This is a genomic window from Acinetobacter sp. V89_4 (genome assembly GCF_029967875.1).
GTDB classification, from domain to species: domain Bacteria; phylum Pseudomonadota; class Gammaproteobacteria; order Pseudomonadales; family Moraxellaceae; genus Acinetobacter; species Acinetobacter oleivorans.
In genome coordinates, this window is record NZ_JASCAI010000028.1 from 690,006 (window position 1) to 707,013 (window position 17,008).

At 37.3% G+C, this 17,008-nt stretch carries 21 protein-coding genes; 2 read left to right on the top strand and 19 right to left on the bottom strand.

Features of this window, described 5'->3' with window-relative positions:
* Positions 1–44 precede the first annotated feature (44 nt).
* Positions 45–1,067: an AraC family transcriptional regulator gene (locus tag QLG01_RS14850; RefSeq protein WP_282496833.1), complete on the bottom strand. Its 1,023-nt coding sequence runs from the start codon at positions 1,065–1,067 to the stop codon at positions 45–47.
* Between the two features lie 121 nt (positions 1,068–1,188).
* On the opposite strand from QLG01_RS14850, the gene QLG01_RS14855 reads away from it, so the two are divergent.
* A complete protein-coding gene (locus tag QLG01_RS14855; RefSeq protein WP_282496834.1) occupies positions 1,189–2,736 on the top strand; it encodes an NAD(P)/FAD-dependent oxidoreductase in 1,548 nt (515 codons plus the stop codon).
* Positions 2,737–2,784: 48 nt separating this feature from the next.
* Positions 2,785–3,696: a lysine exporter LysO family protein gene (locus QLG01_RS14860; RefSeq protein ID WP_282496835.1), complete on the top strand. Its 912-nt coding sequence runs from the start codon at positions 2,785–2,787 to the stop codon at positions 3,694–3,696.
* Here the strand turns inward: QLG01_RS14860 and pyrF are convergent.
* The 18 genes from pyrF to QLG01_RS14950 form a co-directional block, all read right to left on the bottom strand.
* Positions 3,693–4,391, bottom strand: coding sequence for an orotidine-5'-phosphate decarboxylase (gene pyrF / locus QLG01_RS14865; protein ID WP_107880366.1), 699 nt, complete (start codon positions 4,389–4,391; stop codon positions 3,693–3,695). The genes QLG01_RS14860 and pyrF overlap by 4 nt on opposite strands.
* Before the next feature lie 186 nt (positions 4,392–4,577).
* Positions 4,578–4,943 (bottom strand): lipopolysaccharide assembly protein LapA domain-containing protein, encoded by a 366-nt coding sequence (locus QLG01_RS14870; protein ID WP_004792713.1) that lies wholly within the window; start codon positions 4,941–4,943, stop codon positions 4,578–4,580.
* Positions 4,944–4,968: 25 nt separating this feature from the next.
* The gene (locus tag QLG01_RS14875; protein ID WP_003651488.1) at positions 4,969–5,271 is read right to left on the bottom strand and encodes an integration host factor subunit beta; all 303 of its coding nucleotides are present in this window, start codon (positions 5,269–5,271) and stop codon (positions 4,969–4,971) included.
* Positions 5,272–5,427: 156 nt separating this feature from the next.
* Positions 5,428–7,101, bottom strand: coding sequence for a 30S ribosomal protein S1 (rpsA, locus tag QLG01_RS14880; RefSeq protein ID WP_004792715.1), 1,674 nt, complete (start codon positions 7,099–7,101; stop codon positions 5,428–5,430).
* Between the two features lie 111 nt (positions 7,102–7,212).
* Entirely contained in the window at positions 7,213–7,893 is a 681-nt protein-coding gene (gene cmk, locus QLG01_RS14885) for a (d)CMP kinase (RefSeq protein ID WP_224971681.1), read from the bottom strand.
* Between the two features lie 10 nt (positions 7,894–7,903).
* Entirely contained in the window at positions 7,904–8,344 is a 441-nt protein-coding gene (locus QLG01_RS14890; protein WP_013198075.1) for an SRPBCC family protein, read from the bottom strand.
* 67 nt (positions 8,345–8,411) lie between these two features.
* Entirely contained in the window at positions 8,412–8,915 is a 504-nt protein-coding gene (tadA, locus tag QLG01_RS14895) for a tRNA adenosine(34) deaminase TadA (RefSeq protein WP_049836526.1), read from the bottom strand.
* Positions 8,916–8,920: 5 nt separating this feature from the next.
* Positions 8,921–10,045 (bottom strand): enoyl-CoA hydratase/isomerase family protein, encoded by a 1,125-nt coding sequence (locus QLG01_RS14900; protein ID WP_013198077.1) that lies wholly within the window; start codon positions 10,043–10,045, stop codon positions 8,921–8,923.
* Positions 10,042–10,755, bottom strand: coding sequence for a uracil-DNA glycosylase (ung, locus tag QLG01_RS14905; protein ID WP_282496837.1), 714 nt, complete (start codon positions 10,753–10,755; stop codon positions 10,042–10,044). The genes QLG01_RS14900 and ung overlap by 4 nt, the downstream gene beginning before the upstream one ends.
* A gap of 53 nt (positions 10,756–10,808) precedes the next feature.
* Entirely contained in the window at positions 10,809–11,405 is a 597-nt protein-coding gene (locus tag QLG01_RS14910; protein ID WP_013198078.1) for a 6-carboxytetrahydropterin synthase, read from the bottom strand.
* Positions 11,406–11,633: 228 nt separating this feature from the next.
* Positions 11,634–12,593 carry a type II secretion system minor pseudopilin GspK gene (gene gspK, locus QLG01_RS14915; protein ID WP_199987355.1) on the bottom strand — a complete coding sequence of 320 codons (960 nt, stop codon included), beginning with the start codon at positions 12,591–12,593 and terminating at the stop codon, positions 11,634–11,636.
* A 1-nt stretch (position 12,594) separates the two neighbouring features.
* Positions 12,595–13,296: a type II secretion system minor pseudopilin GspJ gene (gene gspJ, locus QLG01_RS14920; protein WP_282496840.1), complete on the bottom strand. Its 702-nt coding sequence runs from the start codon at positions 13,294–13,296 to the stop codon at positions 12,595–12,597.
* The gene (gspI, locus tag QLG01_RS14925) at positions 13,296–13,676 is read right to left on the bottom strand and encodes a type II secretion system minor pseudopilin GspI (protein WP_004792732.1); all 381 of its coding nucleotides are present in this window, start codon (positions 13,674–13,676) and stop codon (positions 13,296–13,298) included. The genes gspJ and gspI overlap by 1 nt, the downstream gene beginning before the upstream one ends.
* Positions 13,666–14,220, bottom strand: coding sequence for a type II secretion system protein (locus QLG01_RS14930; RefSeq protein ID WP_005304714.1), 555 nt, complete (start codon positions 14,218–14,220; stop codon positions 13,666–13,668). Before QLG01_RS14930 ends, gspI begins: the two co-directional genes overlap by 11 nt.
* A 9-nt stretch (positions 14,221–14,229) precedes the next feature.
* The gene (locus QLG01_RS14935; protein ID WP_013198082.1) at positions 14,230–14,838 is read right to left on the bottom strand and encodes a TetR/AcrR family transcriptional regulator; all 609 of its coding nucleotides are present in this window, start codon (positions 14,836–14,838) and stop codon (positions 14,230–14,232) included.
* Between the two features lie 36 nt (positions 14,839–14,874).
* Positions 14,875–15,648 carry a TatD family hydrolase gene (locus QLG01_RS14940; RefSeq protein ID WP_199987353.1) on the bottom strand — a complete coding sequence of 258 codons (774 nt, stop codon included), beginning with the start codon at positions 15,646–15,648 and terminating at the stop codon, positions 14,875–14,877.
* Positions 15,649–15,665: 17 nt separating this feature from the next.
* Entirely contained in the window at positions 15,666–16,007 is a 342-nt protein-coding gene (locus tag QLG01_RS14945) for a PilZ domain-containing protein (RefSeq protein WP_003651467.1), read from the bottom strand.
* A 10-nt stretch (positions 16,008–16,017) separates the two neighbouring features.
* Positions 16,018–16,998 (bottom strand): DNA polymerase III subunit delta', encoded by a 981-nt coding sequence (locus QLG01_RS14950; protein ID WP_282496842.1) that lies wholly within the window; start codon positions 16,996–16,998, stop codon positions 16,018–16,020.
* Positions 16,999–17,008 lie beyond the last annotated feature (10 nt).

Genomic DNA, 17,008 nt, shown 5'->3' on the forward strand with positions numbered 1-17,008 from the left:
TAGCGAACATTTTGTTCAACCACATTAGCTTTTAGCATCAAGAATTACGACGATGACTCTTTACCATATTGTCGAGGACTCTGCCCAAACCATCGTTTAAATGCATGATTAAATGCCGCTGGTTCAGAATAACCGAGTAAGTCGGCAATAACTTCTATTGAGTATTCTCTATATTCCATAAGCTTTAATGCCTTATTCTTGATAATTTGTTCACGAATTTGCTTATAACTCGTATTTAACTGTTGCAATTGATGCCTTAAAGTCCTTTCAGGCATTTTCAATGCAAAAGCTGTTTCCGCCATGCTCGGGATAATTCCTTGTTGCAACTCAAGATAATCTTGCACACATTGTATGATATGTGGAGTTTGGTGATCTTGTTGATTTAATCTTGTTATTTCTGTAATGCATTTTGATTCATAAATACGATGTGTAATGATGTCTGCAGAAGGGATTTTGATTTCAAGCACATCCTTGCTTAGGCTAAATGCTGCATATTTACCATTAAAGTGCACATCATCGCCATAGTATGCAAAATAGCGAGATAAGGTCTCTGAATCCGTTGGTTTTTCAAATGGAAGTTCTATACGCATAGCGGGCATTTCTAACCCCATCATCATATAAATATCTTGAATAAATTTATAAGTTCCTGAAACTTCACATTGTGCCCGCAACTGTCCCACTTGGGTTTTCAAATCAATAGGCAAATAATTTAAGATGGTTCGCTCATCCGTTTCATAAAGCCCTAAAGCACCAAACAAATGAGTAAGTCTTTGATATTTTATTCCTTTACTTAATGCAGTTTGAACATCATTACTTGTTACAAGCAACATAAGTAGTGGTCCGTAACCGGCCAAAGCATAATGCTGTCCAATGAATAGACCCTTTTCAGGCTCAACATTTTCGCTAATAATTTGTTGTATATCCCATTCTAGGCGATCATGAATTGTAGAACTCGGATCTAAAGCATCAACCTTAATTCCTATACCAGCCAAACGTGAGTCGACATCAATGCCTGCATTGCGCATTCCTTGAATTAAATACATTAAACCAAGTATCGACCGTTTCATTCTTCTATCAATTTCCCTAGACTCAAATGTTTTACTATAAAGAAGAAAGAAAATTAATTGCCGAATCTATCAATTTTCACGTCGATACAATCATGTTTAAACTGATCAAAAAACGTTAGTCTTGCCTGCAATCCTCTTTTCAGCTTATGCAGGGTTTCCAATGCTAAACACAAAGCAAGATGCTATTCAAAAAACTAAAATCGCTATTATTGGTGCTGGATTTGGTGGCCTAGCAATGGCAATTCGCTTACTGCAAAATCAACAGCAAGACTTTGTTATTTTAGAAAAATCAAACGATGTCGGCGGAACCTGGCGCGAAAATCGTTACCCTGGTGCGGCATGTGATGTTCAATCTCATATGTATTCTCTCTCGTTTGCCCCTAAAACAGACTGGTCGAAACGTTATGCTGAGGGACCAGAGATATTTGAATATATTCAAGATATTACAGAAAAATATAAGATTAAAAATTACTGTAAATTCAACCACTATGTAACTCATGTCCAATATGATGAAATGCGTCACCTGTGGACTCTTGATTTTAAAAATCAGCCTTCCATTGAAGCTCAATTTGTTGTTTTTGCATCAGGCCCCCTACACATCCCACAAATCCCCCATATTCAAGGCATCGAAAAATTCAAAGGAAAAGTTTTTCATTCCTCACAGTGGAAACATGACTATAACCTAAATGGTAAATCAGTCGCATCTATTGGTACTGGTGGTAGCGCGATTCAATATATTCCAGAAATAGCTGGAAATGTTAAACAGCTCTATGTATTCCAAAGAACAGCAGCTTGGGTAATACCACGAGATGAACGCAAATACTCTCGCTTGAGTAAAGCATTATTCAAATCTTCTAATCTTTATCGTCAAATTCATCGTAGTCGTCTTTATTGGAGTAATGAGTCGCGCGTTGTACCCATTGTTCAACCCCAAATTATGAAATATGGTCAAAAGTTGGCAGAAGCTTTCATACGCTTCCAAGTGAAAGACAAAGAAGTAGCCAAGAAACTTACACCTGACTTTGTGATGGGATGTAAACGTATTCTTATTTCAAATAAATATTTCCCTACATTTAACCGTAAAAATGTTGAGCTAGTAACGGATAGTATTCAAGAAATTAAAGAAAACAGTATTGTCACTAAAGATGGTAAAGAACGATCTATTGATTGTTTAATTTACGGTACTGGTTTTATTACTGACCCGCGTATTTATTTGAAACATTTCACTTGTATTGGACGCAATCAAGTTGAGTTAAAACAGGCGTGGAAAGATGGAGCAGAAAGTTATTATGGCATTATGACTAAAAACTTCCCCAATCTCTTCCAATTAGTCGGTCCTAATACAGTATTAGGTCATAATTCGATTATTTTTATGATTGAATCTCAAGTAAATTACATTTTACAACTCATCCAACTTGTAGAAAAAACAGGCCAAAAAGCTGTTGAGATTAAACCAGAAGTTCAAGATGCTTTTAACGAACGGGTTCAAATTCAGCTTCAAGGAACTGTGTGGCAAGCTGGAGGTTGTAGTAGCTGGTATCAATCTGCCGATGGAAAAAACTTTTCACTATGGCCCACCTATACATGGAAGTACTGGTTAGAAACGCGCAAAGTTAATCCTAAAGATTATTTACTCTTAAATAAAAGCGCACAGAGCTATGCAGCTTAAAATGTTCAAGACATAATAGGTGGGTTAAAACAATCCACCTATTATTATATGCAATCTTTTTATCTCATCATTCAAATTTTTTTAGCACTTGCTTCCGGCTATTTTCTAGCACCCAAACTATGTTTAAATATCCAAAAGTTTATTTTTAAAATACTACCCTATTTTTCTTATATTCTCTTAGCAAGTGTAGCTTTAGAATTAACACTAGCACTTGATCAAATTGAGAATCCTTCTGCCATACTTCCACCCGCTATTATTATTGCACTTACCACATCTTTTGGTTCTTTCTTTACCTGTTTATTGGCTTATACAATTTTTGATAAACAAAGTGTCAAAGGCAAAATTTCACTTCAACTTTTTGTAAATGCTTTAAAAAATATTGCAAAGGCCTTTCTTGCTTTAGGGGTCGGTGTTCTATTAGGAGCTATTGCCACTCAATTCAATTCACATATGGCCTTTAATAGTTGGTATTTATTATTACTATTTATTTTCTTAATTGGTATTGAACTTGCCTTCACTCATTTCAACCGTACGTGGTTAAGCTGGAAGATTTTAATTGTACCTTTGGCTGCATTTATCGGCTCATGTATAGCTGGCTTCTTTAACTACTTTTTGCTTAGCAAGCATTTTGCACTGAATGAAACGTTAGCATTAGCACAAGGTTATGGCTGGTATTCAATGTCAGGGATCTTATTTACGCAATTACACTCGGCAGAACTAGGTGGTATTGCATTATTAACTGATTTATTTAGAGAAATTGTGGCTATATTTTTAATGTATACAATGGGATGGCGTTTTCCACGCCCTGCTATCTCAAGTGCTGGCGCAACGTCAATGGATGTTACCTTAGCCATGGTAAAGCAGTCATGTGGTACACATTATGTACCACATGCCATGATGAGCGGCTTATTATTAAGCCTACTCGCCCCGCTATTAATTAGCTTATTCCTAAATTTTTAAGCAATTGAAGTAAGAATAGACTTCAACATTTCTGTTGGATTTTCTGCTTTAGTAATCGGTCGACCAATGACTAAGTGTGTAGAACCATCAAGCATAGCCTGCTTGGGAGTCACAATACGTTTTTGGTCGTCCGCATTTGAACCTTCCGGACGAATACCAGGTGTTACTAAAGAGAAGTCTTGCCCAATCAAGTCGCGAAGAATTTTAGCTTCTTGTGCAGAACAAACCACACCATCTAATCCACTTTCTTTAGTGAGTTTAGCTAAGCGTTTTACATGCTCTACTGGCTCAACATCTAGACCAATATCTTTTAAATCTTCACGCCCCATTGAAGTTAACACAGTAACCGCAATTAATTGAGTTTGATAGTTACCTGCTTTTAAGCGTTCTACACAAGTTTCCATCATTTTACGGCCACCTGAAGCATGGACGTTGACCATCCACACTCCTAAATCAGCTGCTGCACAAACAGCCTGAGCGGTAGTATTTGGAATATCATGAAATTTAAGATCAAGAAAAACTTCAAAGTTTTGTTCTTGAAGTTTTTTTACAACAGATGGGCCTTCATGAGTAAAAAGCTCTTTACCCACTTTTACACGACATAAAGTAGGATCAAGTTGTTCAACAATTTTTAAAGCGTCATATTGGCTTTTTGCATCTAACGCAACAATGATACTCAAGAGACTTTCTTCCATCATATAAAATCAGCATCATTATAATAGACAAGTCATCAAGTAATAAAGAAATGTATAAGGAAGGCTTTCAAATTTAGAGACAATAATGTTATGGGGACTTATTTTTAGAATAAATACAAAGAAGAACAGGCTAATAAATTAAGGAATTTACTACTCTTTACTCGTAAATAAAGAGTAGTGTTCAAATTATAACGGAGTAGAGTTTTTATCTTGGGGATAAACATCTAAAACGGTTTTTTCATGTCTTACATTTGCAGCGGCTTCTGCTGCTGCTAATTGAGCACTTTGAATCTGTTCTTTTCTCAAATGGTCAATATCTTTGCGAAGACGTTTAATTTCCCAGCCTTTTTGAAATACTCTGAAAACTTGCACACCTAACAAAAGACCAACCACTGTTCCAAGCACCAATGTGAGTAGCAATAATAAGCCTAAACGCATAGCTGGAACTTGGGTAAATAACAAATCAACAGACAGCTCTGTTGGATTTTGCAATACAAGTGCTAAAGAATAACCAAATACAACAATAAGCAATGCAATTAAAATATAACGCATAGGCACCCCGCTTATAAATTTTTATTTATTTCCCGGATTCGTTGACTGCATCACGCAGTGCTTTACCCGGTTTGAAATGTGGAACAGCTTTAGCTGCCACTTCTACTGATCTTCCCGTTTTAGGATTACGACCAACTCTTGGATCACGGTGGTGTAAAGCAAAGCTACCGAAACCACGGATTTCAATTCGATTATCAGTTGATAGGGCCTCTATCATTTGATCAATCATAATTTTAACCGCCTCTTCCACCAAAGGTTCAGCTAAGTGTGGGTTTTTCAGCGCAATGCGTTCAATCAAATCAGACTTATTAAGAGCTTCAGTAGTCATCTACGACCTCGTTATTTATTGCTACTCTATGTCGTCTGATAATAACCTGTTTAAATACAAAACGGTAGCGCAGTATGTTGAATACTAGGCTACCGTTTACAGTAATTTGTATAAAAAGTACAATTCCGTTACATGAAACTGTACTTTGTTAACCTATTACTTCATTTGTGCTTTAATCAAATCACCAATAGTCTTAGGACCATTTTCTTGATTTGTTGTTGCTGTACGCAAGCTAGCAACTGCTTCTTTCTCTTCAGCTTCGTCTTTTGCTTTAACAGACAAGTTGATAGAGCGAGATTTACGATCAACGTTGATGATTTTCGCTTCAACTTCTTGACCAACTTCTAAGAATTTAGTTGCATCTTCAACGCGATCACGGTTGATTTCAGAAGCTTTAAGAGTAGCTTCTACTTCGTCAGCTAACTTAACAGTTGCGCCACGAGCATCAACTGCAGTTACAGTACCTTTAACTAAAGCACCGCGTTCGTTAGCAGCTAAGAAATCATTGAACGGATCGCTGTTCAATTGCTTGATACCAAGGCTGATACGGTTACCTTCAGCGTCTACAGACAAGATAACAGCTTCAACAGTGTCACCTTTCTTGTAACGACGAATAGCTTCTTCACCTTGCTCGTTCCAAGAAATATCAGACAAGTGTACTAAACCGTCAATACCGCCGTTCAAGCCAATGAAGATACCAAAGTCAGTGATAGACTTGATAGTACCAGATACTTTTTCGCCTTTCTCATGAGCTTTAGCAAACTCTTCCCATGGGTTAGCACGAGTTTGTTTGATACCAAGGCTGATACGACGACGTTCTTCGTCAACTTCAAGAACCATAACATCAACTTCATCACCAATCTGAACAACTTTAGATGGGTGGATGTTTTTGTTAGTGTGGTCCATTTCAGAAACGTGAACTAAACCTTCAACGCCTTCAGCGATTTCAGCGAAACAACCGTAGTCAGTTAAGTTAGTTACACGAGCTTTAACGATAGAACCTTTAGGGTAACGGCTCATGATCGCTAACCATGGATCTTCGCCTAATTGTTTAAGGCCTAAAGATACGCGATTACGCTCACGGTCAAATTTAAGTACTTTAACAGTAACTTCTTGACCAACTTCAACAACTTCTGAAGGATGCTTGATACGTTTCCAAGCCATATCTGTGATATGGAGAAGACCATCAATACCACCAAGATCAACGAATGCGCCGTAATCAGTAAGGTTCTTGATTGTACCTGTAACTGTTTGACCTTCTTCAAGTTGAGCAAGTAATGCTTCACGGTCAGCAGAAGATTCAGCTTCCATAACAGCACGACGAGATACAACAACGTTATTACGTTTAGCATCAAGTTTGATTACTTTAAACTCTAACTCTTTACCTTCAAGGTGAGTAGTGTCACGGATAGGACGAGTGTCAACTAATGAACCTGGTAAGAATGCACGAACAGGACCGATGTCAACAGTGAAACCGCCTTTAACTTTACCAGAGATAACACCAGTAACGATTTCGCCATCTTCAAAGATTTTTTCAAGTTTAGTCCAAGTTTCAGCACGCTTAGCTTTTTCACGTGATAAAACTGTTTGACCCATACCGTTGTCAAGAGCTTCAACAACTACGTCAACAGTATCACCAACCTGAACTTCAAGTTCACGTTGTTCATTTAAAAATTCAGCACGGTCAACAATGCCTTCAGACTTTAGGCCAGTGTCAACAGTTACCCAGTCGCTATCGATGTTTACAACAACACCTTGGATGACTGCACCCTTTTCAACGTTGAGGTTTAATTCACTTTCTTCAAAGAGGGCTGCAAAAGATTCGGTCATGATATACCTGATAAATTCAGCGGTCTTGGATCAGACAAGGCCGGTTTAGTTAAGTATCAACATAGTCTTTATAGACTGATCAAGCTATGCGTCAACTGATAATTCTATTTGCTAAATTGTACGGCTATCGACATAATCAACCATCAACTTAAATACCTGATCGATCGTTAATTCCGAACTATCAATGATATAAGCATCTTTGGCTGGCTTGAGCGGAGCAACTTCTCGCTCCATATCTCTTTTGTCACGCGCCTGTATATTAGCTAAAATGTCGTTTATTTTAGCATCTAGGCCCATGCCCTGCAACTGTTTTACTCTTCGCTCAGCACGCGACTCAGCCGAAGCAGTCAAATAAATTTTTGCATTTGCTTCTGGAAAAATAGCTGTAGCCATATCACGGCCATCTGCAACTAAGCCAGGTTTTTGTGCAAAAGCTCTTTGTCTCTCAAATAACGCCTGTCTAAGTTCAGGAATTGCAGCAACTTTCGATGCATATTCACCCACACGTTCTGTACGAATTGTTTGAGATACATCTTCGCCATCTAGAAAAACTAGAATGCCTGCTGGGGAAGTTTCAAATTTAATATCTAGTTGACGTGCATATTGAATACATTCGTCGAGCTGACTGTCTAATTTCTCTAATAAATCGTGTTTATGTAATGACAACCCCAATAAACGATATAAGGCACCAGAATCGAGTAAATGATATTGATAATATGCTGCAAGTTTTGCTGCCAATGTTCCTTTACCCGAACCACTCGGACCATCAATAGTAATAATTTGAACTGTCATTGAACTCTCACTAAGAAGCAACTGCTTTAGCTAATCTCGAAAAGCCTAGTGTAATGGCTAGTTTTAGCTGTGCAAGGATTAATTTACTTACCACTGGAGCTTTTGCGGTTAACTCGATGCGATATGTAACTAAAGTTATGTATGGGGTGATTTCAGAAAACTCGATTCGACCTAAATGGTGTTTAATCAAAGGATTGTCTATTAATTTATATTCAATGCTTTTATTTTCTTCAAGCAAGGTAATTTCTTCTTTAATTGGCTTGATTGGGCCAAACCCCATACGACGAACTGAACCTAAACCATCAGGTCTTTTAGAATCTGCTGAGTCTTTCACACGTACAACTTGTAATGGCGCAAAAGCAGTATTGTAAGTTGCATGTTTAGAAAGCAAATTAAATACGTCACTAAGAGGAGCATTAAATTCTTTTTTTACGGTAATTACATTACGCATTGAATATTCCTTATTAAAAAACATGGCAGTAAAATTGCGTTAGTTTGCCATAAGCTCGTGTTACTTTTTAATCATTTAAGGACGTTTTCTGTTGTTTTTCTTGTTTCTTTTGCTCGCGTCTTTGTTTAAAAAAATGACTGAGTTGTTGGGCACATTTTTCTTGTAAACAACCTTGTTGAAAAGTAAATTTATGATTGTAATAACCATCTTGTAGTAACTGACGAGCACTTACCAATGAACCTGCCTTAGGTTCTGTTGTACCAAAAACCACATGTTTGATTCTTGCATGTACTAATGCGCCTACACACATTGTGCATGGCTCAAGAGTGACATATAAAGTCGCATCGTCAGGTAATCGATAATTATTTAATGATAAGCATGCTGCACGGATAGCTTGAATTTCTGCATGTGCAGTTGGGTCTAACAAACTAATTGGAGCATTATAGCCAGATCCAATCACTCGATTTTGGCTTACTACAATCGCACCAACAGGAATTTCACCCTGCTGTGCAGCTAATTCAGCTTGCTCGTAAGCAAGCTGCATCCAATATTCATCACTATATTCAGTCATGTATTTTAGGTGATCACACCGTGTTGTCTAAGTAACGCATTCCAGCTATCTATTGAAGTCACTGGCGGACAATCAGCTAATATGCCTCTTAAGCTTAAGTCTTCACATGGCTTCCATTCTGGCGATAAATCTTTATCAACCAAGCGTGCACGGACACCTTCTACAAAGTCAGGATGACGAATTTTCCACTCAGAAATCTGAGCTTCAAGATCAAAGACCTCATCCCAAGAGTGTATCTGTTTACCCCATTGCCACAGCAACCAAGTGATTGCCGCAGTACTAGGAGATCCTTTTTGTAAGTTCTCACTCGCTTGGCGTAACCAGTCACTGCTCGCATCACGCAAGCTCACAATAGCTTGATAATCTTGTTCAAAATTAAAACCGCGACAAACGCTATGAATCACGTCTAGCGAGTTTTGTAATGGACCTGCCGCAACCGGACGATGCAAACTATTTAAAGTATCATCAATTGCGCGGAAATCCCCTGCAGGATAATGAGCCCAATTAATATTTAAAACTTTTTGCAAAACATTATCACGTTGTGCTTCACAAATGTGTGTTGCCCAACCGATGCTATATGCTCCAGCGGCTGTCATGATTGAACCAGTTAAACCAGTAAACAACCCTATTGGACCACGATCTGCTAAGAAGCGGCTCGCCCCTACATCTGGATATAAACCAATATTAATTTCAGGCATTGCCAAACGAGAATATGGAGTTACTAAACGGAATGGTGCTGCCATAAACAAGCCCAAACCACCACCCATAACATAGCCTTCGCCCCAAACAACTACAGGCTTAGCATAATTATGTAAGAGTAAATCTAAAGCATATTCTTGCTGGAAAAACTTATTCGCTGTGTCTACTTCTTGATTGATAACAAGTTGACGTAATTTTCTAACATCACCACCTGCACAAAAAGCTTTTGGTGTTGTTGAATCTAACCAAATTGCTTTAACGTTCTCATCATCACGGAAATCTTCAAATACTCGTAATAATGCCGTTACGATTGATTCATCTAAAGCATGCAATGATTTAGGACGATTCAAACGTACTATACGCCAGCCGTTTTTTGCTTCTTCGACCACCAAGTCCGGGTGATAGTTATTTAGATTGGGAGAGTTCATCATGCGTCCAATTGCCAGTCTATGGGCTCAATGCCATGTTGTTTCAAATATTGATTTGTTTTTGAGAACACTTTGCATCCAAAAAAACCACCTCTGTTTGCAGCAAGGGGCGATGGATGTGCAGCGGTTAAAACCAAGTGTTTATCTCTATTTATACGTTGTCCTTTGCGCTGTGCATAAGCACCCCACAAAATAAATACTATATGTTCTCTTTGCTCATTCAGGACATCAATGACTTCATCAGTAAATGCTTCCCAACCTTGCTTTTGATGTGAGGTTGGCTGTCCAGCTTCAACAGTAAGCACACTGTTCAGTAAAAGTACACCTTGCGTAGCCCATTTCGTTAAGTCGCCATGACGAGGAGCTGGAATACCCAAATCTGTATGTAATTCATGAAAAATATTACGTAAAGATGGTGGTAATGCAATACCTTTTTGAACGGAGAAACTTAATCCATTTGCTTGGTTTGGTCCATGATATGGATCTTGTCCAAGAATAACGACCTTCACATCAGCCAATGGTGTCGTATTTAGAGCACTAAAGATTTGTTTACTCGGTGGATATATTATTTTTTGTGCTTGTTTCTCTTGAAATAAGAAGTCGCGCAAATTATCCATTTGAGGGCTTAACAAAAAAGGCGCTAAAGATATTTTCCAGCTTTCTTCTAATTGAACTTTACTGAGTTTAGCTTGCTGTTGCTCAGTTAATTGCATTAATGTCATCCTAGATCAATTTTCAATTCTACAAATACTGTAAGTAATTCGATTTATACTTCGACTTGTAAATCAACTTGAGGATTATTAAATTTAATCCCATTTTTCAAGTCTTCATACATCTGAGGATTTGCCCACTCTATCTGGATTTGTTCTGAAAAAATAATTCCATCGAGACTTAAAATCCCCATTTGTTCATTTTGAATATCTTCAATAAAGCTTTGTGCATATCCAGTATCAGTCTCATGAACAATAACTGAATAAACCTCAACATCACCTTCCCCATTTTGAGTGATGGTTGATTGTAAAACTTGCTGAGCTAGATAAAAGAAAATACGTGAAAACTGTTCAGCCGAAGGTGAAACAGGTAAAGAAATCCAACGAGCACTAAAAGTCTGACAAGCATCAATGTATTGAGAATCATCTTTTTCCCAAAAACAGATTGCATGATCAAAGCTGTCAATAAGGTCTTTTATTACTCCTTTTAGAAGCCCAAAATCATAAACCATTTGTCCATGATCTAATTTCGAAGCTTTAAGCAATAATTCGACTTTATAGCTATGTCCATGAATTGATCGCTTACAACGATCCGATGTACAGTTACGTACAACATGTGCATTTTCAAACTTAAATAACTTACGAATTAACATGTGCCAAATCGATCATTCCTTCTAGGAACATTATTATAAAGCAAAAGACGAAAACTTCGCACCACTTTTCAATTAGAAACAATTAGCGAAAAGTATGATAAGACTTGTGAAGAAATATTGAAGATAAATATATAGAAAATTTATCTTCATTTTATTTAATCATCAGAGAAGTTTCTAAATACGACTTTTTAACAACATGACAAAAACAAATAAACTAAAATTTTTCAATCAGTTAAATGGTGAAATGTTTCTAGAATAAACATAAACCTGCTTATCATTACGCATTAGTGCACTTGTAAATTGTCTTTTCCGATTATTTAGCACGACCTCAATTTGTGCTTGAAAAAAACTCGACTTTACTTCTAACAAGCTATTCACTTCAGTTCTCTTTTGAGTGTCGACTGTTGAAAAAGCATTCAATTGCCATAATTCATCAACATTTTGAAAGAATTTTAAATTTTGTTGGCGCATCTGAAGCTCTTTTTCTACCGCCCCTAAATCTAATTTTGGATCAATACTCGCTAAAACTAATGGCGAGGCTGTATTAATATTCACTTTTGTATTTTCAGGTAATGCAGAAATATAAGGAGCAATTAAATCATATTTCTTACCGTCAAAACCTCTTACTAATTTTAACTCTTCAATACGATGAAATTTAGCATTTGAAGCTAAATAGCTAGGATCGAGACCTTCATAATAACTGCTTTCAGCACCCATAGACCCAGATGGTTCGTCATCTGGATCTTGCCAATCGATGACCGCTTGACTTAATTCTGCTGGCAAGCCTACACGTACAAGTAACCGCTCAAACCAATTTTTAGCAGCTTCGTTTACCTTACCGTCATTCGTCGTCAAATTGTTTAGGTTAAATTTGCCTGACTCATCCAATAAACGCCCTGATACTGTTCCATCTTCTATTGGAAAAGGTGGCATCGGCTGTGCCCATGTTTCTTTTAAATGATCAACGCCACCAGCATTATTTGCATCTTGAATTAATAATTCAGAAAAAAAGGCCTCTGCACTTTTTGCATAGAGTAATGACTGATTTTGACGCATCAAATAGCCAGTATTTTCCATGGTATTAGTTTGATGCTTTGCAATAGAGGCAGCTAAAATTGTAGCCAAAGCAACCATAATTAGAATGGTGAGCAAAGCAACGCCTTGCTGGCTTTTTTTATAATGCAACATATTATCCCACTCCTTTATTGGAGAGCGATAAATCACCTTGATTTAAGCTATAAATCCACTCATAACTTACACCGGCAACTGTAAGTTGTATTTTTATTCCTTTCGGCAACTTTCTAAATTCTTCAGGTTTTGTAGGATCAATATTAATTTCTGGCCACTTTGACACTTCTTGAGGCGTTAGCACCATAATTTGAAATTGTTCAACTTGGCTCAACAGCGTACTTGATAATGGCTGCTCTCTGTTTGAAGTATTTAAATTACTGTATTTAAGACGATAAAGCTTTTTTTGATCAGGATCATATCGATATTCAATACGCTCAAAAGGTGACAACCCTTGTTTTAAGGGATCAGTAACACCTGCCTTGCTAAAGTGAAGAACTTGATTATCAAGTTCTAAGGCTGGACGTAGTTGCCCGCCTTGATTAGCCGATAAAGGTATAATTTGCAAAGTATCACGTAAAATTTGTTGATAAGCATCTTGTAATTCAAATAACTGTACTTCGTGTTGTGCATTACGATCACGGACTTTTAATAAATAATCAAAAATCTTCCAACCCAACAAAGATAGAACAGCAAAAATTGCAATTGCGACTAAAAGCTCAACTAAAGTAAATCCTGAGGCACGAGTTAATCGAACACTGCTCGATCGTGCAGCAAAACGAGAAACTAGACTTCTCGAGCGAAGATATTTATTTTTTATCATTATTTTGCTTTCATTGGATAATTAAAAAATACCAAGTGGGTAATACCATTTTGAACTTTCCCTTTATCAGAATCATATAAGCTAATTTGCAAATCTACTTTCTGAACATTCGGGCTGACTGTAGATTCAGCAGATTTATCAATCTGCCAGGTTTCACCTTGGGAAGTAACTTGCTTACTTTGAGTACCTTGAAGCCATTCTTGATTTATCTCCATTAAGGCAACTTCATTCATTGCTACAAACTGAGCTTTTGTTCTAAGAATCGCATTTGAGGTAGATTGGGTATATTGCATGGCCACTTTAGTTAATGCGACGGCAGCTACCGCAAAAATTGCTAAAGCTACCATTACCTCTAATAGAGTAAAGCCTTTAGATTTCATTTATTTTACCCAAATGATCAATCTGTATTTCTGAACCAATTGGTTTTTGTTCAAAGTAAAACTGTATTTTAACTGTTTTAGCTTCACCATTTCCAAACCAGATTAACTGCGGAGCCTGCCCGCCAATTAAATCTGTATTCGTAGCTTTTGAATAGGTTTGACCATCTAAAGGTTGTACTGTAAACGATACATGTTTAGGCAATTGGCGTGTAGTAAATTCTGGGTATTTCTGCCAACGATTTTTTAAATCTTGTACCTGTAATTTACTCTGATCGTGGTATTCATACAGCTCATAAGAAAATGGAGAAACATCAGTTTCACTCATAGTAGATAGGGCTAAAACACGAGACTGGTCAAGTGACTCTTTACCAATTTTATGTGCATCAAGCAAAAACAACTCTCTTGCTTGCATCGCTTTCTTTTGGTCAACCCCACCTATATTAAGTACAACAAGAGAGGTCATAATCGTCATAATAACAATCACCACCATCACTTCAATGAGGGTAAAACCTTTTTGTGATTTAGGCGGTGATTGAGATTTCATATCGACCTATTAAGCATATTGTTCAGCAGTTTGTTTAGGTAAGGCTAATGCCTGATCAATATAAGCCACTCTTAAAGTGTCCCGTGAACCCAAATAGCGTTGGTAAAAGCTTGAGTTGAGAATAGCTGCTGCACCATGAGTTAACGACCAAATAGAAGCCAGATAATCTCGAGTTGTCATATTGCTTTGAATCGATTCTAAATAGTGATCAGTCATGCGAATGATAATTCGTAATCGCTGTTTACGCACTTGATAAAGCTCATTAAAAAGGTGATGCACCCCTTGAGCTGTAATCGAAAGTTTTTCCTCAATTTGATGAAATAAAACTGTCCGTTCAGGATGGTGTAAATGATGCAGCATAAAAAAGGCCAAATGTTCTGGAAAGGCCTTTTCAGTATCTTGAACCATTTCGAGTAACATACGTTCATTACGAATAATCAACAGCATGTACAATTCATCTTTACTTTGAAAATGTTTGTACAAAGTTCCTTTTGCTAAATCAAGCTCAGCAGCCAAGACATCAAGTGTCATTCCGGCTTCGCCATTTTCTAGCAATAATTGCTCCGCAACCTGAAATATTAATACTTCTCTTGCTCGGAACTGAGCCTGACGATCCATCTTCACGCAATTACTCTCTTATATAGTTTCTATAACTTAAATCGCTTTTAGCAAGTTCTCAAAATTTTGTGAGGTGATCATTGCAATTTCCTCAACCGATTTATCATATACATCGCTGAGCGCTTTGGCTACATAAGGTACATATTTTGGTTCATTTGTTTTTCCACGGTATGGAACAGGTGCCAAATAAGGGCTATCTGTTTCAATTAAAAGACGATCTAATGGCACTTGTTTAGCTACATCACGCAAGTCTTGTGCATTTTTAAATGACACAATACCTGAAAAAGAAATGTAATAACCACAATCCAGAACAGCCTTTGCTGTTTCCCAATCTTCGGTAAAACAATGCAAAATTCCATGAGTGGAGTTTTCAGCACGAATAATATCTACCGTATCATGCTTTGCTGAACGCGTATGAACGACAACCGGTTTTTTTACAATTTTCGAAGCTTGGATATGTCTTGCAAAACATGCCTTTTGCTCTTCAACAAAATCTGTACTGTGGTAGTAGTCCAGTCCAGTTTCACCCAGAGCCCATACTTTTTTCGACTGAGCCAATTCAATCAAGTATTCGGTCGTGGCACGAGCCATCGTATCGACATCTTCACAAGGATGAACACCTACTGTATAACCAACGTCTTCATGTCTCTTTGCAATCTCTGCTAGTGCAATGTGGTCATCAAGATCAACGGATATTGCCATAAATTTAGACACACCTTCTGCTCGCGCTGCTGCAAGCGCAAGGTCCAGATCGCCGTTATAAGGCGTTAAATCTAACATCGTTAAATGGCAATGCGTATCAACAAACACTTTTCTATCCTATTTGATTACATGGTATAACTTGGACGATCTAGAGACATACTACCAGCCAAAACTCTTTCTGCCTCAGCTTTATAGTAAATTCCCTTATCTCCACTTAATTGAATAGCAAAACCTTGAGGTTTAAATCCACTCTGCTTGTGCGATATCCAAATCACCTTACCCGTAAGAGGAATTTTTTGAGACTGCTCAGGCAAAGTAGCTAAAATGAAAATTTCTTGTCCCATTTTTACTTTTTGTTTTGATGGTACAAATAGGCCTCCACCTTGCACATATCCCATATAGCTTGCTTGTAAAGTAGCTCTATCAGGAATATTTACCTGAATAATCCCCCCCATTTGCGGCTGCATAATCTTCCCCTTAAACATTCATTAACGTTATAAACAATTGATCTATAATAAGTTGACTTTGTACATTTTGCTCAACAAGCTTTTTTGCTTGTTGTAGTTCAGTATAAATATTGAATAAGCTTTCTAAATCGTAATATGGAATTAATTGATCAAAATCTAAATCTGTATTTTTCTGCGGTTGATTTAGCTTGACACAAATTAAATCTCCCAACAAGTACTCAAAAAGTACGATAAAATCGCTAAAACTTAATTCTTTTTGCCATTTTCCTGAGAAAAATAAAGGCATATTTTTTTGAGCTACAATTTTTAGCCAGTCATTTAAGAAAATCTGTCGTTTAGTAAACCAATCACTCTTTGCAATTTCTATAGCTTGTAAAGGCATATCATTAGATAGACCAAGTAATAAATCAGGTTCTACTTCTGCAATTTCAGATAAATGCTCATTCAAATATGAAGTAGCCTGCTCATATGAAATGCGATCTAAAGCAAAGTGCTGCAATCGGCTACGAATAGTGGCTGGTAATTTAAGGTAGTGATCGGCCAATAAAATTAAAACAACACGCTCACCTGGTTCTTCTAAGGTTTTTAATAGCGCATTTGAAGATGCCAAGTTTAGAGCTTCAGCAGGTTCAATAAGAATAACGCGCCAACCCTCTCCTGTTTGTTGCACAAAAGGCAGCAAATCTCGAATCTTTTCGATTTTTATTTTTGCATTTTGCTTTTTATTTTCTTCATCTGTTGTGATATGGACATAATTTGGATGAGTATCCGATTTTAACCATTGGCAGCTACTACACTCACCACAAGCACCATGAGGCTGCTTATTTAGGCAAAGCACCCAAGCCAAGAAATGCTTAGCAAATGCATGTTTCCCACAGCCTTCCTTGCCATAGAATAATAGGCCATGTCCAATATTGGGAAACCTTGTTGTTAAGGTATCCCATGCTGTTTTCTGCCAAGGATAAACCTTTGAAGTTACATTCGGATTCATTAAAAATTAA